A 23,973-nucleotide genomic window follows, 5' to 3' on the forward strand; every position below is an offset into this window, starting at 1 on the left:
ATTCCCCAAGTTCAAGCCGCTTGTAGCTAATTTAACCGACGCCGCAAACGGCCGAGCGCGCCGCAATTTCAATTTCATTCCAAGACGTTGCTCAACAGCAACGCCACAAAAAAGTCCCTATCAGGAAGCCGCCATCCGAAGGATGTCGTTGTAGGTCGCGAACACCATCAGCATCAGCACCAGACCGAGCCCGATTCGGAACCCCATCTCCTGGGTCCGCTCGGACAGCGGACGGCCACGGACGACCTCGGCCGCGTAGAACATAAGGTGACCGCCGTCGAGCAGCGGGATCGGGAACAGGTTCAGAAGCCCGATCGAGACCGACAGCACGGCGCACAGATTGATCACAAACTGGAACCCGGCGCTGGCCGCCTGCCCCGACATCTTGGCGATGCCGAGGACGCCGCTGACCTCATTCGGATTGCCCTGGCCGATGAACAGGGAGCCCAGGAACTTGAAGGTGCTGGTGATGATGAACCAGACCTGCTCGACCCCGATCTTGAGCGCCTCGCCGACACCGACCGGCGCGGTCGAGGCCTCACCGGCCTGGGACTTGTGCTCGACGCCGAGTACGCCGACGTGGTGGCTGTTGCCGAACGGATCCTTGCGCTCGAGCAGCGCCGGCGTCGCGGTCAGCGACACGATCGCGCCATCCCGCTTCACCTGGAAAGCCAGTGCCGAACCGGCGCTCGTCGCGACGATGCGCTGCATGTCGGCAAAGCTCTCGATCGGCTTGCCGTCGATCTGCACGACGACGTCGCCGATCTTGAAGCCGGCGGTGGCCGCAGCGCCGTCGGCGACGACGCCGTCCACGCGCGCGATCGTGCTCGGCTTGCCGTAATACAGGGCCATGCCTGCGAAAATCAGGGCGCCGAGGATGAAATTGGCAATCGGACCGGCCGCGACGATGGCGGCGCGCGGGCCGACCTTCTTGTGGTGGAAGCTGCCGGCGCGCTCCTCGGCCGTCATGGCCGCGAGCGTTTCAGCCGACGGGGTCGAAGCTTCGCTCTCGTCGCCGAAGAACTTGACGTAGCCGCCGAGCGGGATCGCCGAGATTTTCCAGCGGGTGCCGTGGCGGTCGTTGAAACCAACCAGCTCAGGTCCGAAACCGAGCGAGAAGGTCAAGACACGAACGCCGGCCCAGCGCGCGACCAGGAAATGGCCGAGCTCGTGGAAGAACACGACGATGGTCAGGACGAACAGGAAAGGAACCGCGTAACCGAGGAGCCCATGGCTCAACGTATTGAAACTATGGACGAAAAAGTCGATCATCGAATTCCCTCACCCAGCGCCGCTAGGCCCTGGCCCCGAACTACCTAGGATGCCTTTAAGGCAATTTGAGGCAATAGGGCGGCAGCTTTATTTCGCGAAACATGGTCAACGGATATTGCATCATCCGCTGAGGTCATGGGGCCTTGGTTCCCGCCCCGGACCCAGTCCTCCAGCGTCGCCTCGACCAGCCGGGCAATGGCGCCGAACCGGATCTTGCCGGCGATGAAGGCCGCGACCGCGACCTCGTTGGCGGCGTTGTAGACGGTGGTTGCCCCCTTGCCGTGCCGGAGCGAATCGAACGCCAGGCGAAGCCCGGGGAACCGCTCGAAATCCGGCGCCTCGAAGGTCAGCTGGCCGATCTTGGCCAGATCGAGCCTGGCCGCCGGTCCCTTGATGCGGTCGGGCCAGCCGAGGCAATGGGCGATCGGCGTGCGCATGTCCGGCGAGCCGAGCTGGGCCATGACCGAGCGGTCCGAGAATTCGACCATGCCGTGAATGATCGACTGCGGATGCACCAGCACGTCGATCTCATCGGGCTTCAGCGCGAACAGATAGGACGCCTCGATCACCTCGAGCCCCTTGTTCATCATCGAGGCGGAATCGATCGTGATCTTCTGGCCCATGCTCCAGTTCGGATGCTTCAGGGCCTGCTCGAGGGTCGCCCGCTCGATGTCGGCCGGCTTCCAGGTGCGGAACGGACCGCCCGAGGCGGTGATGATGACGCGAACCAGCTCGTCGCGATTGCCCGACGCCAGCGCCTGGAACAGCGCATTGTGCTCGGAATCGGCCGGCAAGATACAGGCGCCCGCTTTCGCCGCGCGCTGCATGAAGAAATCGCCGGCGCAAACCAGGCATTCCTTGTTGGCGAGCGCGACATGCGCGCCGCGATCGACCGCAGCCAAGGCCGGCTTCAGTCCGGCCGCACCGCTCACCGCCGCCATCACCCAATCGGCCGGACGCGCGCCCGCCTCGATCACCGCGCTTTCGCCGGCACCGCATTCGGTGCTCGTGCCCGCAAGTGCGGACTTGAGCTCGGCGAGCTTGGAGGCGTCTGCGATCGCGACGAAGCGCGCGGAAAATTCCTTCGCAAGCTTCGCCAGCGCTGCGACATTGCTGTTCGCAGTCAGAGCCTCGACGCGATAGCGCTCGGGCGAGGCGCGCAGCAGATCCATCGTGCTGTCGCCGATCGAGCCGGTGGCACCGAGCACCGTGACGCTGCGGATGGCGGCCGCAGCCGGCTTGTCGTTACGCAAAGGGACTGCGCTCATATCCTCACCAAACCATAAGACCGCTTCCGGCGCTATGCACACCGTGGCGGAGGAAGCCGATAATCCATGCCACCAGGATGGCGGCGACAAAGCCGTCCAGGCGGTCCAGAAGTCCGCCATGGCCGGGAATTAAGTGACTGGAATCCTTGACGCCGAAGCGTCTTTTCACCGCGGATTCGAACAGATCGCCCGCCTGCGAGACCACCGAGAGGATGGCGCTGACGAGCAGCAGCGGAACCGCTTTTCCGATGCCGAATGCGGCAAACCCGGCGGCAACCACAAGGCTCGCGGCGAAACCGCCGAACGCGCCGGCCCAGGTCTTCTTCGGGCTGACGCGCGGCCACAGCTTCGGTCCGCCGATGCCGCGGCCGGCGAAATAGCCGCCGATATCGGTCGCCCACACCACGAGCAGCACGAACATCAGCGCGGCGAAGCCGTGCGCGAGATCCTTCCGCACCAGGATCGAGGCGAGCAGCGCCGCGGCTGCATAGGCGAATCCGGTCGCGGCCCAGACGAACTTGCCCCGCGCGATCAGCGTCCCGATCGCACCGCCGATGAAGCCGGTGATGACAGCGGTCTTCAGTGCGCCGAAGGCAACGCAGGCCCCCATCATGGCGATGACGATCGTCCCTGCCCCGGTCAGCGCAGCCGACCCCGCCCCCACCACCATCAGCCATTCCGCGAACAGCCCGATCGACACCAGGGTGACGAGCAGCGCCCACAGCCAGCCACCGGCGTAAGCGACCGCAATGGTCAGCGGCGCCAATACCAGCGCTGCGAGGACTCGCATCAGGAAATTGCTCGGGGCGGGCTTCGCGCCCGCTACGTCGGCGTCGGGTTCGCTCACGAGGCGGTTTTCGCGACCAGGCCGCCGAAACGGCGCTCGCGCCTGGCGAATTCGGCGATCGCGCCTTCGAGCGCCGCCTTGTCGAAATCGGGCCAGTGCACCGGCACGAACACCAGCTCGCTATAGGCGGCCTGCCACATCAGGAAATTGGACAGGCGCTGCTCGCCGCTGGTGCGGATGATGAGATCGGGATCGGGAATGTCGGGCGCGTCGAGATGGGCGCCGAGAGCATCGGCGTCGATCGAGGCAGGATCGCGCCTGCCGTCTGCGACTTCGCGCGCGAGCTTTTGCGCCGCTTTGGCGATTTCCTGCCGCGAGCCGTAGTTGAAGGCGACGACAAGCGTGAGTCGCGTGTTGTCGCGCGTCAATTCCTCGGCCTCGTTTAGCAGCGCGCAGATGTCGCCCTCGAGCCCGTCGCGCTCGCCGATGATGCGAACCTTGACGCCGTCGCGATGCAGGCTCGCGAGATCGTTGCGGATGAAGCGCTTGAGCAGACCGAAGAGATCGCCGATCTCACTCGCCGGGCGCGACCAATTCTCCGAAGAGAACGAGAAGATGGTGAGATAGCGGATGCCGAGCTCGTGCGAGGCACGCACCACGCGGCGCAGCGCCTCGACGCCGCGGCGATGCCCCTCCGCGCGCGGCAGACCGCGCGCGGCCGCCCAACGCCCGTTGCCATCCATGATGATGGCGACATGCGCGGGCGCGTCGGACCGGTCTGGTCCTTCCGTTGCGGGCGCGGCGGCGTTGGACATGGAGGCGGCCTTAAAGCATGATCCGGAAGAATGCGAAGCGGTGTTCCCTCGCGACAAACGCGGAACGCGTTTGCGCGGAAATCATGCGCGAACAATACCCCAAAGCGCGATGATGATCGCTCATCGCGCCTTAGACGGTGAGGATTTCTTTTTCCTTGGCGGCCAGCAGCTGGTCGATCTCGGTGATGATCCCGTCGGTCACCTTCTGCACCTCGTCGGCGTGACGCTTCTGATCGTCCTCCGACATCTCGTGATTCTTCTCGAGCTTCTTCAGGACATCGAGACCGTCGCGACGGACGTGGCGCGCCGCCACCTTGGCGGCTTCGGCGTATTTGTGCGCGACCTTGACCAGCTCCTTGCGGCGCTCCTCGTTCAGCTCGGGAATGCGCAGGCGCAGCACCTGGCCTTCGGTCGCCGGCGACAGGCCGAGATTGGAATCGACGATCGCCTTCTCGACCGGCTTCACCATCGACTTGTCCCAGACCTGCACCGAGATCATGCGCGGCTCCGGCACGCTGACGGTGGCGAGCTGATTGAGTGGCATGTGACTGCCATAAGCCTCGACCTGCACCGGATCGAGCATCGAAGCCGACGCGCGGCCCGTACGCAGGCCGCCAAGCTCATGCTTGAGCGACTGGACCGCACCTTGCATGCGGCGCTTGACTTCGTTGAGATCGAAATTACCCGTGGCCATCACGTTTCTCCTTCAATATCCCGGCGACCTCACCGCGCCCTCCCTCGGGGCGCGCCAGATGAGCCGTCAGCCGGCGACGATCGTCCCGTGGCCGGCGCCGCGTAGAATCGCGCCGATCGAACCGGGCTCCGCGATCGAAAACACGATGATAGGCAGCGACGTCTCGCGGGCAAGTGCGAAGGCGGTCGCATCCATCACCTTGTAGCCGCCCTCGATGGCCTGCGAATGCGTCAGCCGGTCGAATCGCGTGGCGGACGGGTCCTTCTTCGGATCGGCCGAGTAGACGCCGTCGACATTGGTCGCCTTCAGCACCGCCTGGGCGCCGATCTCGGCGGCGCGCAGCACCGCCGTCGTGTCGGTGGTGAAGAACGGATTGCCGGTTCCACCGCCAAGCAACAGGATCCGGCCCTCGGCGAGATATTTGTGCGCCGCCGCACGGGTGAACAGCTCGGAAACCTCGGGCATGACGAACGCCGAGAGCGCCCTCGCCGGCGTGCCCTTGCGCTCGATCGTCGCTTCGAGGGCAAGGCAGTTCATCATGGTGGCAAGCATGCCCATGGTATCGCCGGTCGGGCGCGACACGCCGCGGGAGGACACTTCGACACCGCGAAAGATATTGCCGCCGCCGATCACGACCGCAACCTCGGTGCCAAGCTGACGGGCTGCGATCAGATCGTCCGCAACCCGGTCCATTGTCGCTTGATCGATGCCAAAGCCTTGCTGTCCCGCGAGGTATTCGCCGGACAGCTTGATCACGACGCGACGATAGACCGGATCAGTCATGAGCATTTTCCTTGTCCGGGCGCCGCTTCCGGCGGCACGCCGGAAGGAACGTTCCGGCGCTTACTTCTTGCCGCTGGCCGCCGCGACCTCAGCCGCGAAGTCCGATTCCTGCTTCTCGATTCCCTCACCGAGAGCATAGCGCACGAAGCCCGCGATCTTCACGGCGCCGCCGACCTTGCCTTCGGCTTCCTTCACCGCCTGCGCCACCGACTTGCCGGTGTCGTGGATGAAGGCCTGCTCGAGCAGGCAGACTTCCTTGTAGTAGGTCTTCAGACCGGACTCGACGATCTTCTCGATCACGTTCTCCGGCTTGCCCTGCTGGCGATATTTGTCGGCGAGCACGTCCTTCTCGCGCTTGACGACGGCCGGATCGAGACCGGACGGCTCCAGCGCGAGCGGGTTGGTGGCGGCGACATGCATCGCGATCTGGCGGCCGAGGGCGGCGAGCTCGTCGGCCTTGCCGGGCGATTCCAGCGCCACGATCACGCCCATTTTGCCGGCGCCGTCGACGACCGCACCGTGGACGTAGCTCGACACCACGCCCTGGCTCACTTCGAGCGAAGCGGCACGACGCAGCGTCATGTTCTCGCCGATGGTGGCGATCGCGTCGTTGATCGCGGCTTCCACCGTGACGTCACCGACCTTGGCGGCCTTGATCTTCTCGACGTCAGCGCCGGCGTCGAAAGCGACCTGGGCGACCATCTTGACCAGGCCCTGGAACTGGCCGTTACGCGCGACGAAGTCGGTCTCGGAGTTGACCTCGACCACGACGCCCTTGGTGCCCTTGGTGAGCGCGCCGATCAGGCCTTCGGCCGCAACACGGCCCGACTTCTTGGCGGCCTTGGACAGGCCCTTCTTGCGCAGCCAGTCCTGGGCCGCTTCCATGTTGCCGTCGTTCTCGGTCAGCGCGGCCTTGCAGTCCATCATGCCTGCGCCGGTGGACTCGCGCAGATCCTTGACCATCGCAGCAGTGATCGTTGCCATCGTTGAAAATCCTTCTTGCCTGCCGGTTCGCCGCGGCGCGGCTCCAATTGCCCCGCCGCGGTCCATCTCAGGAATTCGCGTCAACTGAATGAAATGGCGGCCGGATCCTATCCGGCCAACCGATCGCTCTTTTTGACTATTCCGCTTCCGCGGTCAGCGCCTTGGCCTTGGCCACCCAGGCATCCGCCCGGCTCGGCAGACCGACTTCTTCGCCGATCTTGTGCGCGGTGTCGTGGTCGAGCTCGGCGAGCTGCCAGAAGTGGAAGATGCCGAGGTCGTTGAACTTCTTCTCGATCGCACCCGACACGCCCGGGAGCTTCTTGAGGTCGTCGGCGGTGCCGCGCGGACCGGCAAGGCCCTGGAACCCGCTCGTCGCCGCCGGAAGCTCTTCAGCGACCGGCCGGGCCGACGCACCGATGTCGATGCCCGAATCACCCTGAGCGCGCGAGATGCCGTCGATCGCCGCACGTGCGATCAGATCGCAATAGAGCGCGATGGCGCGGCCCGCGTCGTCATTGCCCGGCACCACATAGGTGATGCCCTTCGGGTCCGAATTGGTGTCGACGATCGCAGCGACCGGGATGTTGAGCCGCTGGGCTTCCTGGATCGCGATGTCTTCCTTGTTGGTGTCGATCACGAAGATCAGGTCGGGCAGACCGCCCATGTCCTTGATGCCGCCGAGCGAGCGATCGAGCTTGTCGCGCTCGCGCTGAAGCGTCAGGCGCTCCTTCTTGGTGTAGGAGCTGGCATCGCCGCCGGCCAGCACGTCGTCGAGATGACGCAGGCGCTTGATCGAGCCGGAGATCGTCTTCCAGTTGGTCAGCGTGCCGCCGAGCCAGCGCGAATTGACGAAATACTGCGCGCAGCGCTTGGCCGCGTCCGCGACGCCGTCCTGCGCCTGGCGCTTGGTGCCGACGAACAGGATGCGGCCGCCCTTGGCGACGGTGTCGCTGACCGCCTGCAAGGCGTTGTGCAGCAACGGCACGGTCTGGGCGAGGTCGACGATGTGGATGTTGTTACGAGCGCCGAAAATGAACGGCGCCATTTTCGGATTCCAGCGGTGAGACTGGTGACCAAAGTGCACGCCAGCTTCGAGCAGCTGACGCATAGTGAAATCGGGTAGTGCCATCGTTCTAGTTCTCCGGTTGGTTCCTCCGGAAGCGTGTGAGCAAGTCGGAGCGTTGTCGCCCCGGCTGCCACCGGACGGCCTTGTGAGCCATGCTTCCGTGTGAGATGCGGCGCTATATAGCGCCATTTCGGCCAGAAGCAAGGAAATAAGGCCTTTCAGGGCTTTTACCGCCCGCGAAAGGCCCAATCCGTCAATTCCGCCCTGCCCTCCAGAGCGTTTTCAAGCGAAGTGGATACCGGTTCGCATCAAGAAAACGCGTCAAAACAAGAAGCTAGAGCCCCGTTCCGATCCCGTCGGAACGGGAATCGCTCTAGCACTTTGGCTGGTTGGGCGGGCATTTTTTCGGGGCCGGAGCCGCGGGGCGCGGCGGCGGCGGGGCCGGACGCGGCGGCGGTGCTACCGCCATCCGGGGCGGTGGCGGCGGTGCCGGCCGGGCCGCGGGGGGCGGCGGCGCGGGCCGAGCGGCTGCAACCGGCGGGCGCGGCGGCGGAGGCGCGGCCATCCTTGGCGGAGGCGCCGATACTCGCGGCGGAGGCGGCGGCGTTGGCCTCGCGACGGCCTGGGACCGTGGCGCCGGCGGAGCAACATGGGGGACCGGCGGCGGCGCGGTCAGCTTGGCCTGCGCCGGCGCCAGCTTCTCGCGCAGAGGAGGCTTCTCGACCGGCTGCACGTTGGCGCGCGACTGCGCAGGCGGCGATGGCTGGGTCAGCTTGGTCTCGCCGGGCTTTACGGGCGAATTGGCCGTATTGGCAGGGTTGACCGTGTTAGCATGCTCCTGGACGTTCGGACGCGCTCCTCCGGTAGGCGGCGCATTTGACGGCGTCGTCTGCGGCGTGAGTTTGGCGTTGGCAGGCTGCGAGTTGCTACCAGGTTTGGCGGTTGCGCCGGAGCCGCCGACGGGGTTCGTCGCCGATGAAGACGTGCCTGTGGCCGCCGTTCCAGTCTGCGACGCGCCCTTTGTCTCGGGCGCGGTCTGGCCGGGCACGGGCAAGGAGTGGCCGGCCGGCGGACCGGCCTTCGTATCCGCCGTGCTCGGCGCGGTAGCCGTCGCCGGATTGGCCTTGCCTCCGGCCGTGGGTGCGGTTGCGTTGCCGGTGACCGGGGCCCCGGGGGCTCCCTTCGTCGTGGCATTGCCGGTTCCGGGCGCGCCCGCGGGACTTCCCGCAGCAGCATTGCCGGTCGGCGTCGTGACTTGGCTCCGAGTCTTCAAGGCTGCCGCGCCGGCCTTCGTTGTCGGATCGACTGAAACCGTCTTGGGGACCGGAGCCTTGTTGTCCCGAATCAAGGCGGCCTTTTGAACCACGGTCGGCGGCACAGCCGTCGTTGCCCCGACAGGCTTTCCGGATGCTGCCACAGTCGCGGTAATGGCTGGATCACCCGCCGCTGTTACCGGCTGCTGCTGATTGATCACGGTGTTGATGACCGTGGTGTTATGGATGTTGTTGAAGATGATGTTGTTCGGCGGCGGCGCGACATAGACCGGCGGACTGTAGAACGCCGGGATCGGCACGAACATCGGCTGCGGCAGCACGAACAGTCCGACGACCGCAAGCGGCGGCGCCAGCACCACGAAGTCCGGCGGCGGCGGCGGGCAGAAATAGACCGGCGGCGGCGGTGGCGGCGCGAAGCCGAAATCCGGATCGCTGAAATACAGCACGGGACGGTCGACATAGACCACCTCGGCCGGCGGCGGCGGCGGCACGTCATAGTCCATCATCGCGAAGGTCGGCGGCGGCTCCAGCGGCGCGGTCAGGATCGCCAGGCGCCGACGCGCGTCACCCGCATGCGGCCCGCGCGGATAGCGGCGCAGATACGACCAATAGGCATCCGGCGTATCGGCGCGATAGGACCGCCGCCATGTGATCGCCTCGCGGCGCGCCGCCACGATCGCCATCACGCGCTTGGCCATAGGATCGCCGGGATAGGCGGCGAGAAATTCCTCATAGGCCGGCAGCGTGTCGCGCTCGAGCGCGGCCGCATAGGCGTCCTGCACGCCGAGATCGCGGATCGGCTTGTCGCGGATCGCGGCGACCTGGTCGGGCGCGGCCTGCGGCGGCGGCGCGTCGGGGGCGCGCTCGAAGAAGGCGAATTGCGCGCTGACCTTCTGGTCGTCCCACGGTACCTGCGCGCCCTTCGAGGCCTCGTTGACGCGCAAGCGAACGCGGTCGAACACCTCCGGCAGCGACAAGCCGCCGGTGCGGATCATCTCGGCGAGGGATTGCGCATAGACGCCGTACGGCCCCGGCTCTTCCGGCGCCACCGTGCCGGGCGCGGCGTTGAAGGCGATCAGCATGTTCGGATCGGGCTCGACCAGCGCCAGGCCGCTCGCGATCGGCTGCTGGCCGCCCTCGATGAAGGGCTGCGCGCGCGCCGCGTCGAGCACGACGATGTTGGCCTTGAGCGGGATCGCGGCGAGCTGGCGGGCATAGTCGCTGACGCGCAGTGCTTCGGTCGGAATGTCGGTATCGCGGGCGATGTTGGAATCGACCGGGATGAAATAGTTCTCGCCGGCCAGCTGCACGCCATAGCCGGCCAGATAGATCATCGCGACGGTGCCGGGGCCTGAGGCCTGCGCCTTCTGGATGAAGTCGCGAAGACTCTTGCGCAGCGTGTCGCCGTCGAGATCGCGCGCGCCGACCACGTCGAAGCCCGCCGCCTGCAGCGTCTGCGCGATCAAACCGGCATCGTTCGCGGTGGTTGCCAGCGGCGACTTCGAATAGGCGCCGTTGCCGACCACGAGCGCGATGCGCTTTTCCGCCTGCTGCGCGCGCACCGGGCCAAGCGCGCCCGCAACGAAGAGGATCGGCAGAAGGAGGCAGATGAAGACCTTGTGTGTCCCGCGCATGGCTTGCTCGCCCGTTATTGTTGTTGAGGTGCCAACCCGCATGAGGCGCGCGGCCGGCTGAACGGCAGTTGAACGAAAGGCTCGGATTGAGGCGGCGGCATGGCACCAGCCAAGCCCAATGTCTTGCGTAAGCTCCGCGTAAGCCTCAGCCCTTTTGCATGAACCTCAGCCTCGAGCTTCAGCCCTGAGTTTCAGCCTTGCGCGATCAGATCGACGGTTCCCGTGGTGAGCCGGTAGATGCCGCCGGTGATCTTCAGCTTGCCCTGTTCCACGGCTGCATTGAGGATCGGCGCGGCCGACTTCAGCTTGCCGACATTGTCGATCACGTTCTGCCGGATTGCCTTGTCGAGCACCTCCCCGCCCTGCTGCATCGCAGCTTTCGCGGCCGGCGCGATCGCATCGACCAGCGAGGGAATGTGGCCCGGCGGCGATGTGTTGTCCTTGAGCGCCTTCAGCGTCGCATCGACCGCGCCGCAAGCGTCATGGCCGAGCACGAGGATCAGCGGCGTATTGAGCACGGCAACCGCATATTCCAGGCTGGCGATGGTCTCGGTGCCGGCAAAATTGCCGGCGACGCGGCAGACAAAGAGATCGCCGCGGCCGGTGTCGAAGGCGTATTCCGGCGCGATGCGCGAGTCGGCGCAGCTCAGCACCGCCGCGAACGGATTCTGCCCGCCGGCCAGCGCCTCGCGCTCATGCTTGAAATCGTGGCGCCGCGACACGCCATCGACATAGCGCACATTGCCCTCCATCAGCCGCTTCAACGCCGCATCCGGCGACAGCACGTTCTGCGGTTTGGGTGGCGGCTTGTTGTCCTTGGCGAAGGCCCGGCCGCTCAAGGCGGTGCCAAGCGCGGCAGCAGTCAGCAGCAGCGCGGATCGTCGCGACGGCGCGATTCTGTCATGTACAGATTCAGAGCACCTGTCACACATCACGTTCCCTCCCGGCGCAACGAACGCGTCCTCGCAGACGCGCCGCATTGCAACGATCATACCCGCAATGATGTGACGAGACTACAAGGTCGATCCGCAGGCGCCAACCATCCGGCGCGGCTGGCCTACTCCGCCAGCTTAAGCTCCGCGATGGTCGTCCTTGCCGCCTGTTCGTCCAGCGGCAGGAAATCCAGCGGCCCCTGATTCTTGTAGCCGGAGGTCATAGCCAGCGTGAGGCCCCAACCCAGCACGCCCGTGCTCGCGTTTGCGATCACGGCGCTCTTGCGCGCGCTCATGCGCGTCACGAAGAACACGGTCTGGCCGGATTGAGCGGAGAAATCCACGCGTGTGACGCCGAGGGCCGCCTCCTCCGCCACGAATTGGTGTTGGCCCGCCGGACGATCGGCATAGACATATGTTCCGGTCTTCAGGCCTTTGATCGGCGTGCCGTCCAGGGAAAACACCCAGTCCGGATCGCCAATGCCGCCGTAACCCTTCTCGCGAAACACGACGACGCGCGCCTGCCCGGCCTTGGGCGGCCCGATCTTGCGCACCGTCTCCGAATAGTCGAGCCCACTTCTTGCCGTCTCACAGCCGCACAGCAACGCGGCAGCCATGAGCAACACCAGCCCACGCAGTAACATCACGCCCCCGAATTTTCCCCGGAAGCAGGCTAGCCGGAATCAGCGGCAGGTTGCAACAGGTCCGGCACAGCTACTGCCGCAAAATATGCAATCAGCCGCAACATCATGCGTGCCACTAGATCTGCTGCACATCCACCACGCCGGCCACCGCCTTGATGGCGCCGGCGATCTGCGGCGAGACCTTGAAGCGGCCGGGCAGCTTCATCTCGACCTCGGTCTCGAGGTCGAGCATCATCACCAGCGAAACCTCGCCGTCGCCGTTACCGCGCGGTGCGATGCCGGGGCTGCCGATCTTTGGCGCGGCGCCGTTCGCGCCTGCGGCCTCCGGTCCGGCCAGGCGCTTGGCGATCGAGTCCAGCGGCTTGGTATCACGCACGAAGATGCGCAGGCCCTTCTGCGTCTTGGCGGCGGCGTCATCCAGCGGCTCGGCATGCAGCACGCGGGCGCGGACATCCTCGCCCTGCAATTCGGCGCCGAGCTGGAGCAGCACCGCGGCGCCCGGCTCCAGCACGTCGCGATATTGCGCAAGGCCTTCGGAGAACAGCACGGCCTCGAAATGGCCGGTCGGATCAGACAGGCCCATGATGCCCATCTTGTTGCCGGTCTTGGTGCGCCGCTCCATGCGCGACACCACGGTGGCCGCGACCTTGCCGGCGGTCGCACCTGTCTTCACCGCGCGCGAAAATTCCGCCCAGCTCTGCACCCGCAGCCGCTTCAAGACGGTGGCGTAATCGTCGAGCGGATGGCCCGACAGGAAGAAGCCGATCGCGTCATATTCGCGGCGCAGCCGTTCGGCCGGCAGCCACGGCTCGATCTGCGGCAGCATGATGGTCGGCGCGTCCGCCGACATGCCGAACATGTCGTTCTGGCCGATGGTCTCGGCCTGATGCGCGCGCTGGCAGGCGGCCAGGATCGAGTCCGCGCCGGCGAAGACCCGCGCCCTGTTCGGCTCCAGCGTGTCGAACGCGCCGGCGGCGGCCAGACTTTCGATGATGCGCTTGTTGATCGCACGCGGATTGACGCGCGCGGCGAAGTCGGCGAGCGAGGTGAACAGGCCGCGCCTGGTCCGCTCCTCGATGATCTGATCGATCGCCTGGATGCCGACGCCCTTGAGCGCCGCCAGCGCGTAGTAGATGACCTTGTCGCCGACCTCGAAGGTCGCGCCGGACCGGTTGATGTTCGGCGGCTCGAGCTTGATGCCGAGGCGCTGCGCCTCGGAGCGGAATTCGGAGAGCTTGTCCGTGTTGTTGAGATCGAGCGTCATCGACGCTGCGATGAACTCCACCGGATAATGCGCCTTCATGTAGGCGGTGTGGTAGGACACCAGCGCATAGGCCGCCGCGTGGCTCTTGTTGAAGCCGTAGTCGGCGAATTTCGCCAAGAGCTCGAAGATGGTCTCGGCCTGCCCCTTCGGCACGCCGTTCTTCACCGCACCCGCGACGAAGATGTCGCGCTGCTTGTCCATCTCGGCGCGGATCTTCTTGCCCATGGCGCGGCGCAGCAGGTCGGCGTCGCCGAGCGAATAGCCCGACATCACCTGCGCGATCTGCATCACCTGTTCCTGGTAGATGATGACGCCGAAGGTTTCCTTCAGGATCGGCTCGAGCACGGGATGGAGATATTCCGGCTCCTCGTCGCCGTGCTTGCGCGAGCAATAGGTCGGGATGTTCGCCATCGGGCCCGGGCGATACAGCGCGACCAGTGCGATGATGTCCTCGAAACGGTCCGGGCGCATGTCGACCAGCGCCCGCCGCATGCCCTGGCTTTCAACCTGGAACACGCCGACCACCTCGCCGCGCGCCAGCATCTGATAGCTCTCGGCATCGTCGATCGGCAACGTCGCGAGATCGACATGGATGTCGCGCGGCTTGAGCAGCTTGCAGGCGACGTCGAGCACGGTCAGCGTCTTGAGGCCGAGGAAGTCGAATTTGACGAGGCCGGCCGGCTCGACCCATTTCATGTTGAACTGGGTCACCGGCATGTCCGACTTCGGATCGCGGTACATCGGCACGAGTTCGCTCAAGGGGCGATCGCCGATCACGATGCCGGCGGCATGCGTCGAGGCGTGCCGCGTCAGACCTTCGAGGCGCTGGGCGATGTCGAAGGCGCGCGCCACCACCGGGTCTTCGTCGCGGAACGCCTGGAGTTTCGGCTCGCTCTCGATCGCAGCCGCCAGCGTCACCGGTGCGGCCGGATTCTGCGGCACCAGCTTGGTGAGCTTGTCGACCTGGCCGTAGGGCATCTGCAGCACGCGGCCGACGTCGCGCAGCACGCCGCGCGCCTGCAGCGTACCGAAGGTGATGATCTGCGCGACCTGATCGCGGCCGTAGCGCTCCTGCACGTATTTGATCACCTCGCCGCGGCGGTCCTGGCAGAAGTCGATGTCGAAATCCGGCATCGAGACGCGCTCGGGATTGAGGAAGCGCTCGAACAGCAGGCCGAACTTGATCGGGTCGAGGTCGGTGATGGTCAGCGCCCACGCCACCAGCGAGCCTGCGCCGGAGCCGCGGCCCGGTCCGACCGGAATGCCCTGACCTTTGGCCCATTTGATGAAGTCGGACACGATCAGGAAGTAGCCCGCGTATTTCATGCGCATGATGACGTCGAGCTCGAACGCCAGCCGCTTGGCGTAGTCTTCGTCCGTCGTGCCCTGCGACAGGCCGTGCACGCGCAGCCGATTGGCGAGCCCCTCCTCCGCCTGCCGTTTCAGCTCGGCCGACTCGACCGCGGCGGCATCGGAGCTTGCGGCGGCACCGACGGTGAAGAACGGCAGGATCGGCTTGCGCGTCATCGGGCGGAACGAGCAGCGCTCGGCGATCTCCACTGTGGACGCGAGCGCTTCCGGAATGTCGGCAAACAGCACCGCCATCTCGGCGCGGGTCTTGAAGCGGTGATCGGGCGTGAGCTGCTCACGCTCGGTCTCCGCGATCAGCCGGCCGCCGGCGATGCAGAGCAGCGCGTCATGGGCCTCGTAATCGTCGGTCGATGCGAAATACGGCTCGTTGGTCGCAACCAGCGGCAGGCCTTTGGCATAGGCGATGTCGATCAGCCCGCTCTCGACGCGCCGTTCCTTGTCGATGTTGTGGCGCTGCAATTCGACATAGAGGCGGTCGCCGAACAGCCCGGCGAGACGCTCGCAGCGCGCGGCCGCAATCTCGGCCTGCCCCAATGCGAGCGCGAGCGAGATCGGCCCGTCCGGACCGCCGGTCAGCGCGATCAGGCCCTCGGTCTCACCAATGAACCAGTCGAACTTGATGAACGGCGCGTGGCTGTCGGGCGATTCGAGGAAGGCGCGCGAATTCAGCCGCATCAGGCTGCGATAGCCACGCTCCTGGGCTGCCAGCAGCACCACGCGCGAAGGCGGCAGCGCGTTGCGCGCATTGGGGTCCTGGTCGCCGAAATCGATCGCGAGCTCGCAGCCGACGATCGGCTGGATCCCGGAACCCGCCATCTTGTCGGAGAATTCCAGCGCACCGAACAGGTTGTCGGTGTCGGTCAGCGCCAAGGCCGGCTGGTGATCCTTCTTCGCAAGCTCGGCGAGCTTGGCGATCTTGATCGAGCCCTTGAGCAGCGAATAGGCCGAGTGAACGTGAAGGTGGACAAATCCGGCGCTCGGCATGGTCGCGTGAAGGCCTCTTGTGAGATGCGTTGGAGCGATCACCGGCAGCATCCCCTGCATCGCCCGGCCGACTCGCCTCACAATGGTGGGGTGTCGCCGCGCCAGAGTCCACGCCGCAGCCGCCGATCAGCCGCCTCATCCCGCTTTTCCGCAAGGGGCTAGCAAGAGGTCCAGCAAGGGGCCCGGCCGGCTAGAGCTGCGGTATGACCTGGGCCCAGATCGCGATCATCCCGACGAACAGCGCGATCGACGTCAGTGCAGCGGCTTCTTCCACGAAAATCCTGAACATGACTTGCTCCATCACTAGAACGTATGAAGAACATTGTTCTCATTTCGTTCTCGGGAGTCAAGCAAACTCGGCCGCTTCAAAATGAAATGGTTAACTCGCTGAATTCACACCATAAAAAAGCCCCGGCGCAAGGCCGGGGCTTTCGACAATCGCTTCTAGCGAAGCGATCAGTCTCAGTACTTCGCGAGGATCGGGCCGCCGAACTTGTAGTTCAGGCGGACGAGACCCATATCGACGTCCTGCTTGATGTGGTCGGTCTGGAAGCCGGTGAAGGTGACATCCTTGCCCGACAGGAAGATGTGGTTGTACTCGACGCCAACCGACCAGTTCGGAGCGAAGCCGAACTCGAGGCCCGCACCGACGGTGCCGCCCCAACGGGTGTCGTTGTTCGAAGCAACGGTCGCACCGGCAAGGCGGAGCTCGTTCTTGGTGCCGACCACAGCCGCACCGCCCTTCACGTAGAGCAGAACGTTGTTCCAGGCGTAGCCGACCTGACCGGTGAGCAGACCGAACGAATCGATCTTCGAGCGGTCGGTGAAGCCGGTCAGCGCGCTGAGGTTGTCGCCGGAGAAGTCAGCCCAGTTGCCCTGGCCTTCCACGCCGAACACCCACTGTGCCGACTGCCAGCGGTAGCCGACCTGACCACCGACTGTGCCGCCCGTGGCGTTGTGGGAACCTTCGCCGCCAACCAGCGGAGCGGTCTGATTCCAGGTCGTGTGAGCGGAAGCGCCGCCGCCGTTGATGCCGATGTAGAAGCCGCTCCAGTCATAGACGGTGGCGATCATCGCGGGCGCCTTGGTGTAAGGCCGCGCGGCGAGGTCAGCAGCCAGCGCCGGTGCAGTCGCGCTGATCGCGACGAGGCTCACAGCAGCAAGCAACAAATTCTTGTTCATTTGAATCCCGTTCCAGTTTCGTCGTTAGGCCCCCGGGCCATGGCGACGTCATAACAGCCGTCGACGGAATTGCTGTAACCTCGACGCAACAGTTCACGCCAAAGGGCCGCGCTACATTAACGAAAGTTTAGCGACGCGTGCGCGGAAACCCTTTGAAACGAGAGACTTCAGCAGTTCCAATGTCATCGGAACAACATGCGTTGCGAACGCGCGTAACGACGTCGCGCGCACAATCCTGTGACCGGAAAATCGAAGAATGCGCGCATCGATTTCTCTCCGCATTGCCGCCACATTCTCAGGCGCGATCGCCACAATCGCGTTCATGTCCGGCGCGAGCGCGCCTGTGCGCGCGCAAACCTATGATCCCGACTATCCGGTCTGCGCGCAGATCTACGGCCGCAGCAGCTATTACGATTGCCGCTACGCCTCGCTGGAACAGTGCAGATCTCTCGCCGTCACCCGCTCCACAAGCTGCGTCGACAATCCGTACTTCGCGCCGAAGAAACCGGTGGCCCCTCGCCGCTCGCGGCGCGTCGATTGAGGGATCAATGCCACTCGCGGCGGACCCAGCCTCTGGCACGCGGGAATGCCACTGAAAATTGTAGCTGGTTCCATCATCCTGTAACGTTGACGCGTGTCCTTCCCTGCCCGGTCTGCTCATTCCATGCTTGCCCGTATCCTGCTTCTCGTGACCACGCTCTCGATCCCCGGCGCGTTGCGTGCAGAACAGACGGAGGCCGAGAAAGCAGGATTTGCATCCAGGCTGACGATCTACCTTGCCAAAGGGGCCCCCGACGCATGCGGGCCGGGCTGCGACCGCTGGATCGCGATCGAGGGCCAGGTCGATAATGACGCGGCATCGCGCGTCCGCCGCTTCCTCGCCGGCGTCAAGGACACGCAGCGCCCGATCTATCTTCATTCGCCCGGCGGCAATGTGGAGCAGTCCTATGTGATCGGGCGGCTGTTGCGCAGCCGCAAGGCGGTCGCGCGGGTCGGCCAGACCATTGTAACCGCGTGTGCCGCAGGCACGCAGGTGGACGCCGCATGCCTGAAGACGAAGAACGCAGACGGCGAGATCGAGGCCGAGCTCACCACCTACCATGCGATGTGCAACTCGGCCTGCGGCTACCTGTTTCTCGGCGCGACGTCGCGCGAGGTGGCACCCGACGCGGCGCTTGCGGTCCATAACTCCAGGCTCGTCTTCGCGATTCACGGCCATCCGCCTGCCGCGTTGCTCGCAGAATTCAGGCAGCGGCGCACGGCAGCCGCCGACCGCGACCGCACCGCGTATATCGCGGCGATGGGGATCAGCCGCGCGCTTGACGACCTGATCCACACCGTGAAGTTTGAAAACCTGCACGTGCTGACGCGCACCGAGCTCGACAGGTTCGGCATCGACACGCGTTCCCTTGCCGAGACGATGTGGCGGCTCGAGAAAGGAACGACGCCCTACGTCAGCAAGTTCGCAATGCTGAAGAACGAAAATGGCCCATCGTTCCGAACGATGGAATGGCGTCTGTATTGCGACAACAAGAATCGCGTGCCGCTGATGTTCGCGGCCGAGATTGACGAGGCTGCGGTCGGCAAACGCACAATCATGATGTCGGCGGACGCCGCCCCCACCGAGGAAGCCGGAGGATTATCGGTACGGGCCGGCAAATACGAAATGTGGAGCGGCTCGCTCGATTTCGGCAAGTTCAGAGCGATCATGGCGTCCCGCTCCCTGCATGTCCGGGAGATCACGCGGAAGCCGGACGAAACGGCAGACACGACAAAATTCGACATCGACGCCACGGGCCTGCCGTCGGCGTGGAGGCAGCTCGAGACAGCGTGCCCGCCGACGACGGCCGCCCCGAAAAGTCCCTGGCCATCGGTTCCTCTGCCAGGTCGCGGCACCTAGGGCCGCAGGCGCGTCACCCTCAGCCTGCCGCAGCGATCTTCGCGCGGAACGACTGCTGTCCCTCGACGATCTTGTCGATCAGCGCATCGAGCGCCCAGAAGCGCTCGCGAATGTCGAAATCGACCGCCCGACTCTCGATACAGGAAAACGTGCCGAGCCGCTGATGATAGAGCTTGGCCAGTTTTGGATAACCCATCGGCTCCGCCATCGCGGCAAGCGCGAGATAGACCGACAGCTCATTCGCCAGCGACGGGTGCCTCTGGTGCTGCGTCAGCAGCCATTTGTAGAGGTCGGGGTGGAAATTCGTGAACACACCGGTGAATCCGGGAGCCCCCGACTTCATCGCGTCGAAGGCGATCGCGGCATTGGCGTTGACGATCCGCAGCGGCGAGCCGCTCGTCAGCTTGACGCGGCGCTGCACAGTCGGAAGATCACACGAGACGTCCTTGAGAATCGCGAAACGGCCGCTGTCTGCGCAGAAGGCCAGCTCATCGTCGGAGAGAAGCCGGCGGAATGGCGCCGGGCATTCATAGAGACCGAGGGTCATGTCCCTGGGCAGCCTGTCGAGCAGCCAGGTCACATTGTCGGTGAAATTCGTCCCTGCGAGATCGAGCGAAGCAAGACGGTTCGTCACCAGCACCAATCCATCGACGCCCGTCTTCGCGATCGACGTCAGCTCGGTCAGCTGGTCTTCCCTGGATTCGCTGATATGGCCGGATGCGATGACGGGAAGCCGGCCGGCCGCCGTCCTGGCGACAAACCGCGCCAGTTCGACACGTTCGTCAAGCGTCAGGAACTGCATCTCGCTGGACTGAGCGACCGCGAACAATGCATCAGCACCATTGGCGATATACCACTCGATCAGCCTCTCGAGGCCGGAATAGTCGATCGTCTTCGCCTCGGTGAATGGCGTCAGCATCACGGGAATGATGCCCTTCAGCGCGATGGTCACAAGCAAGCTCCAGACAGTGGCGAATGAGGCAGCGGCCTCGCTGCCGGTTCGGGAATATAGATCAAAGGCAAGTCGGCGTCCGCAGCAGCAACACGGGCTGCTGCGGACGCCTGTCGTTAGTCGCTGACGATCTTCTTGATGCGGTCGATCATCTCGTCGACGGCCTGCTCCGGCGGCACCTTGTCGAGCACCACACGGATCGTGGCTTTCGCCCAGACGTTCTCGTTGTTGACCGTGGTGAACTTGTAGTTCCGCGTCATCTCGTAGCCACCGACGCCGGCTGCGAACTGGTCGCGCAGGATCTTGCGATGCTCGTCGCCGTTCCAGAACGCCGACTTCACGGCGGCGGTCTTCACCGGGAACCAGCGGCCCAGCGCGCCTTCGACGTAGGGCTGGAGGTTTTCGTCCTGCAGCAGAAACTGCACGAACTCCTTGGCCCGCGCCTTGTTCTTCGCCTGCTGGAAGACCACGCCGACGACGACAGACGCGCGGGTGCGCATCGGCGAACCGTCCGGCTTGCTCGGCCAGGGCAGTGTCCGGATGCGCTCCTCGTAATTCTTCTTGGCTTCGTCCCGCTGCTCGGCGGTCAGGGTCTGGTTGGTCGAGTCATCCAGCCACTTGCCGGGAATCGAGATGGTCGGGTTGAAGGTCATCACCGTCGTCTTGTTGTGGAAGGCGACGTTGTTGTCGGCGTCCTTCCAGCTCGTCGCGGAGGACGGAACGCAGCCCTTCTTGTAGATATCGGTGTAATCCTTCAGCGCGGCAACGAGCCCGGCCTTCACCTTGGGATCGTCGAGCAGCAGTTTGCCGCTGTCGTCGACCATCACGACATTGTAGGCCTCGGCGAAGGTCAGAAAGCCGATCAGGCTGTCGCTGCTGTCCACGCCCATCGGCAGGCCGATGCCATAGACGCGCTTGCCGCTCGCCTTGCGAACGGCCGGCTGTGCCTTGTCGCACCAGAATGACCAGAAGCCTTTCCAGTCCTTCGGGATGTCACTCTCCTTGAGACCGCCCTCCTCGAGCATGTCTTTCCAGTAGTGCAGATGCAGCGTCGCCTGCTTGACCGGGAAGGCGTAGTAGCTCTTGGACCGGGTCTGCTCGTTCTGAAGCAAGACCGTATCGAGCGCGGTCTTGTCGAACTGGTCCTTGAGCGGCGTCAGCACGGAGCCGAGATCCTCGAGCTTGCCTTCCGCGGCCCATTTGCCAACGCTCTGGAAGTTGAAGGTGTCGGCGTAGGCGACATCAGGCACCGTACCGGAATCGAGTGCGGCGACGGTTTTCGGAATGATGTCTTGCGTCGCGTATTGCGACAGCTCGACCTTCACGCCGGTCTTGGCTTCGAATTTGTGGATCACCTGGAGCAGCGCGTCTTCTTCGGCCGAATAGAAACCCTTGTTCCACCAGACCACGAGCTTTTCCTCGGCGTGTGCCGCCGGCGATGCCGCGAAGGAGCTCAGCAGAAGCGTGGCTGCGACCGCGCAGCCGTTCAATGTTTTCGACAGACCGACCCGCATTCCCGCATGTCCTCCCCTGGCGCTTCCCTGCGAAACGCTCGCTACGTTTATGGCGATGAGCCGCGAGTTTTGTAAGCGCTTACATACATGGTGTCAATTGCGACGGAAACACCGATTTCTTTTGTATTTCAATGAGATGACGTGAATTCCGCTGAGCGCAGATCAGCTATCTCGCCAGCCAAACAGGTGAGGCCCTTCCCCGGCCGAATATCACGCGCGATCCTGGGGCCACCTGCCAGAGCTGTCCCTGATCTGCAGTACAGGGACGACCTCTTCGGACTGCGGGCCAGCCTGGCGGCCCGCGACGACGGCGAGGAGTTGATTGGCGGCCAATGTGCCGATCGACTGGTTGTCGACCTTCATGGTGGTCAGGCCTGGTGCAAAGCGCGACGAAATCGCGAGATCGTCGAACCCGGTGATCGAGAAGTCTGTTGGCGCCTTCAGGCCAAGGGCGTTGGCCGCCATCAATGCGCCGAGCGCGATGTTGTCGTTGCCGCAAACGATGGCCGTCGGTCGCGCCTCTCCTTCCCGCGTCATCAGGTGCGAAAAACTCTCGGCGCCGAATTCCAGCGTGGAGGGACCGACCAGCAAATTCTCGTCCGCCATCTCCAGATCCGCAGCCGCCAGCGCGTCCCTCACGCCGGCAAGCCGCGCGGCGACACGATCATTGTTCGCGACCGGCTGGAAGATGCCGGCAAAGCGCCGGTGTCCGAGCGAGAGCAGATGATCCGTAATCCGGGTGAAGGCGGCGCGATTGTCGAACCCGATACAGGGATGTTCGGACAGCTTGCTGTAGGAGTATGTGACGACATAGGGAATATCGCGCGCCTTCAAGGCCGCAAAAAGCTCCGCCGGATGGTTCTCACCGACGAGCGCAATCGCCTCCACGCCCCGCGCGAGCATGGCCTCCGCCTGCCTCAAGCCTTCGAGCGGATCGTAATTGGAGCAGCCCAGAAACAACGTGAAGCCGGCATTGCTGAACACGGCCTGCATACCGCCGATCTGGTGCGCGAAGATTTCGTTGTCCAGCGTCGGAATGATCGCGCCCGCAATATGCGTTCGGCTGGATGCCAGCGCCCTGCCCGCGGCATTCGGAATCCAGTTGAGCGCGCGCGCAGCCTCCTTCACGCGCTCGCGGATCGCCTCGGACACCTTGTCCGGCTCGTTGAACACCCGCGACACGGTGGCGGTCGATACATTCGCAGCATTGGCAACCGCCTCGAGCCTGACCCGGCCGCTTCCCTCGCGCGTTCGTTTCGTGCCAGTCACAGTCCAAGCCCACCCGGTGACGCCGTCGACAACGAACCTACTCCGAAACTTTGCCGTTTCGCAAAGCGGTTCACGGGGCCTTACACCGGAGGCGAGATCGCCTGCAAGACCTCCCTGAACACGCCGTACTGCAATTTGAAAGCTTCAGGGCTATAGTCTTGATAGTATCCCGCGGTCACCGCGACGACGAGATCGAGCTCCGGGACGATGCGGATCGACTGGCCACCTCGGCCCTGCGCGGCAATCGATTGGACGACACGCCCATTGAGCTGGGTGCTCCGCAGCCACCACAAATATCCATAAGACTGACCATCGGTCGCCCTAAGCTTCATGGTGGTCGACGCCTCGATCCATGCTTTGGAAACGATTTGCCGATCGTTCCAGCGACCGCCCGCGAGAACGAGTTGGCCGATTTTCGCCATGTCGCGCGGCCGCAGACGCAATCCGCCGCCGGCATCGCTGTCTCCTTTGAACCTGTTCCACTGGAATTCGGTGATACCGAGCGGATCGAACAGAGCTGTGCGTGCAAATTCATCGAGCGGACGGACGGTGGCCTTGCGGACGATCGCCGAGAGCAGCGCAAGCGCGCCGGTGTTGTAGAAGAACTCCTGCCCGGCCGGTGCGGTCACGGGAAGGCCGAGGACGTAACGAGAGGCATCCGGCGCCATATGCATGCGCACCTCGTCGTTGTCGTCTCCCGTCGCCGGGGTCGCCTCCACCCATTTCAGGCCCATCGACATCGTGAGCACATGTGAGAGCAGGATGCGATCCGTGTCCGGGGACCGCAGGTCGGACAATTCGGGGAAGAAGCTGAAGACCGGCTCGTCGATGCTTCGAATGAGGCCCTGGTCGATCGCGATCCCGACCACGAGCGACGCGACGCTCTTTGAGCACGACTTCAGATTATGCAGTGTATTGGCATCAAAGCTGACGTCCGTGACCCGAACGCCGAAAAAGCGACTGGGGACCTCATCGGATCCCCTGAAGTACCGCTCGAACGCCAATCGACCGTGGCGAGCGACCAGCACGGCGTGAATGTTGGCGCCCGAGCTTTCGAGCCGATCGGCCATCCTGCACAGCGCGGCCTGGTCGACGTCGTTGTCTGCGTTGGCAGACGAAACGGACCAGCCGTCGTCACGCTTCGCCGGAACGGCACAATTGGCCTGTGAGTCAGTGAAAGCGGGCGTCGTGGCGATCGGCGTCAAGGCTGCCCCGCCGAGCAGCGAAATGAATTGCCGACGTCTCATCCGGCCCCCTCGTTGACCTTGTTTTCGATCGCTGCGCCGTTTCGAGCCATTCTCAGATGGATGCTACGGTTTGTAGCATTAATTTGACCTCAGCCGCAATGATCGTCTCGCTCGGCGCGTGCGGCGAGCGCTGAGTG

General features: G+C 64.5%; 19 protein-coding genes. 2 read left to right on the plus strand and 17 right to left on the minus strand.

The features are described 5' to 3' along the window. Positions 1 to 120: 120 nt before the first annotated feature. The 13 genes from rseP to V1280_RS07885 form a co-directional block, all read right to left on the minus strand. Positions 121 to 1,272 carry an RIP metalloprotease RseP gene (gene rseP / locus V1280_RS07825; RefSeq protein ID WP_334521310.1) on the minus strand — a complete coding sequence of 384 codons (1,152 nt, stop codon included), beginning with the start codon at positions 1,270 to 1,272 and terminating at the stop codon, positions 121 to 123. 44 nt (positions 1,273 to 1,316) lie between these two features. Further along, on the minus strand, positions 1,317 to 2,540 hold the full coding sequence (gene dxr, locus V1280_RS07830; protein ID WP_334521313.1) for a 1-deoxy-D-xylulose-5-phosphate reductoisomerase: 1,224 nt from the start codon (positions 2,538 to 2,540) through the stop codon (positions 1,317 to 1,319). 4 nt (positions 2,541 to 2,544) lie between these two features. After that, positions 2,545 to 3,387 carry a phosphatidate cytidylyltransferase gene (locus V1280_RS07835; RefSeq protein WP_334521316.1) on the minus strand — a complete coding sequence of 281 codons (843 nt, stop codon included), beginning with the start codon at positions 3,385 to 3,387 and terminating at the stop codon, positions 2,545 to 2,547. Next, the gene (locus V1280_RS07840; protein ID WP_334521319.1) at positions 3,384 to 4,142 is read right to left on the minus strand and encodes an isoprenyl transferase; all 759 of its coding nucleotides are present in this window, start codon (positions 4,140 to 4,142) and stop codon (positions 3,384 to 3,386) included. The genes V1280_RS07835 and V1280_RS07840 overlap by 4 nt, the downstream gene beginning before the upstream one ends. Positions 4,143 to 4,272: 130 nt before the next feature. Further along, a complete protein-coding gene (gene frr / locus V1280_RS07845; RefSeq protein WP_148775494.1) occupies positions 4,273 to 4,836 on the minus strand; it encodes a ribosome recycling factor in 564 nt (187 codons plus the stop codon). A 66-nt stretch (positions 4,837 to 4,902) separates the two neighbouring features. Next, positions 4,903 to 5,619, minus strand: coding sequence for a UMP kinase (gene pyrH, locus V1280_RS07850; protein ID WP_334521324.1), 717 nt, complete (start codon positions 5,617 to 5,619; stop codon positions 4,903 to 4,905). A 60-nt stretch (positions 5,620 to 5,679) separates the two neighbouring features. Beyond that, entirely contained in the window at positions 5,680 to 6,603 is a 924-nt protein-coding gene (gene tsf / locus V1280_RS07855) for a translation elongation factor Ts (RefSeq protein ID WP_334521326.1), read from the minus strand. 136 nt (positions 6,604 to 6,739) lie between these two features. Next, a complete protein-coding gene (locus V1280_RS07860; RefSeq protein WP_334521328.1) occupies positions 6,740 to 7,732 on the minus strand; it encodes a 30S ribosomal protein S2 in 993 nt (330 codons plus the stop codon). Positions 7,733 to 8,042: 310 nt separating this feature from the next. Further along, positions 8,043 to 10,577, minus strand: coding sequence for a caspase family protein (locus V1280_RS07865; RefSeq protein WP_334521330.1), 2,535 nt, complete (start codon positions 10,575 to 10,577; stop codon positions 8,043 to 8,045). Between the two features lie 191 nt (positions 10,578 to 10,768). After that, on the minus strand, positions 10,769 to 11,509 hold the full coding sequence (locus V1280_RS07870) for a carbonic anhydrase (protein WP_334521333.1): 741 nt from the start codon (positions 11,507 to 11,509) through the stop codon (positions 10,769 to 10,771). Positions 11,510 to 11,634: 125 nt separating this feature from the next. Then, entirely contained in the window at positions 11,635 to 12,126 is a 492-nt protein-coding gene (locus V1280_RS07875; protein ID WP_334521336.1) for a hypothetical protein, read from the minus strand. Between the two features lie 142 nt (positions 12,127 to 12,268). After that, the gene (dnaE, locus tag V1280_RS07880; protein WP_334538229.1) at positions 12,269 to 15,772 is read right to left on the minus strand and encodes a DNA polymerase III subunit alpha; all 3,504 of its coding nucleotides are present in this window, start codon (positions 15,770 to 15,772) and stop codon (positions 12,269 to 12,271) included. 462 nt (positions 15,773 to 16,234) lie between these two features. Then, positions 16,235 to 16,954, minus strand: a complete 720-nt coding sequence (locus tag V1280_RS07885) for an outer membrane protein (protein WP_334521339.1) — start codon at positions 16,952 to 16,954, stop codon at positions 16,235 to 16,237. Positions 16,955 to 17,210: 256 nt separating this feature from the next. Here V1280_RS07885 and V1280_RS07890 point away from each other — a divergent pair, with 256 nt between their 5' ends. Continuing rightward, positions 17,211 to 17,495, plus strand: coding sequence for a DUF3551 domain-containing protein (locus V1280_RS07890; RefSeq protein ID WP_334521342.1), 285 nt, complete (start codon positions 17,211 to 17,213; stop codon positions 17,493 to 17,495). 123 nt (positions 17,496 to 17,618) lie between these two features. Beyond that, positions 17,619 to 18,854: a hypothetical protein gene (locus V1280_RS07895; protein ID WP_334521345.1), complete on the plus strand. Its 1,236-nt coding sequence runs from the start codon at positions 17,619 to 17,621 to the stop codon at positions 18,852 to 18,854. A 19-nt stretch (positions 18,855 to 18,873) separates the two neighbouring features. On the opposite strand, the gene V1280_RS07900 is transcribed toward V1280_RS07895, so the two are convergent. The 4 genes from V1280_RS07900 to V1280_RS07915 all read right to left on the minus strand — a co-directional run bounded on the left by V1280_RS07900 (position 18,874) and on the right by V1280_RS07915 (position 23,836). Then, positions 18,874 to 19,806 (minus strand): dihydrodipicolinate synthase family protein, encoded by a 933-nt coding sequence (locus V1280_RS07900; protein WP_334521348.1) that lies wholly within the window; start codon positions 19,804 to 19,806, stop codon positions 18,874 to 18,876. A gap of 116 nt (positions 19,807 to 19,922) precedes the next feature. Next, a complete protein-coding gene (locus V1280_RS07905; protein WP_334521350.1) occupies positions 19,923 to 21,320 on the minus strand; it encodes an ABC transporter substrate-binding protein in 1,398 nt (465 codons plus the stop codon). A 210-nt stretch (positions 21,321 to 21,530) separates the two neighbouring features. Next, positions 21,531 to 22,589 carry a LacI family DNA-binding transcriptional regulator gene (locus V1280_RS07910; protein ID WP_334521353.1) on the minus strand — a complete coding sequence of 353 codons (1,059 nt, stop codon included), beginning with the start codon at positions 22,587 to 22,589 and terminating at the stop codon, positions 21,531 to 21,533. Between the two features lie 80 nt (positions 22,590 to 22,669). Continuing rightward, the gene (locus V1280_RS07915) at positions 22,670 to 23,836 is read right to left on the minus strand and encodes a serine hydrolase domain-containing protein (protein WP_334521355.1); all 1,167 of its coding nucleotides are present in this window, start codon (positions 23,834 to 23,836) and stop codon (positions 22,670 to 22,672) included. Between the last annotated feature and the right edge of the window lie 137 nt (positions 23,837 to 23,973).

The organism is Bradyrhizobium sp. AZCC 2230, from assembly GCF_036924495.1.
GTDB classification, from domain to species: Bacteria; Pseudomonadota; Alphaproteobacteria; order Rhizobiales; family Xanthobacteraceae; genus Bradyrhizobium; species Bradyrhizobium rifense.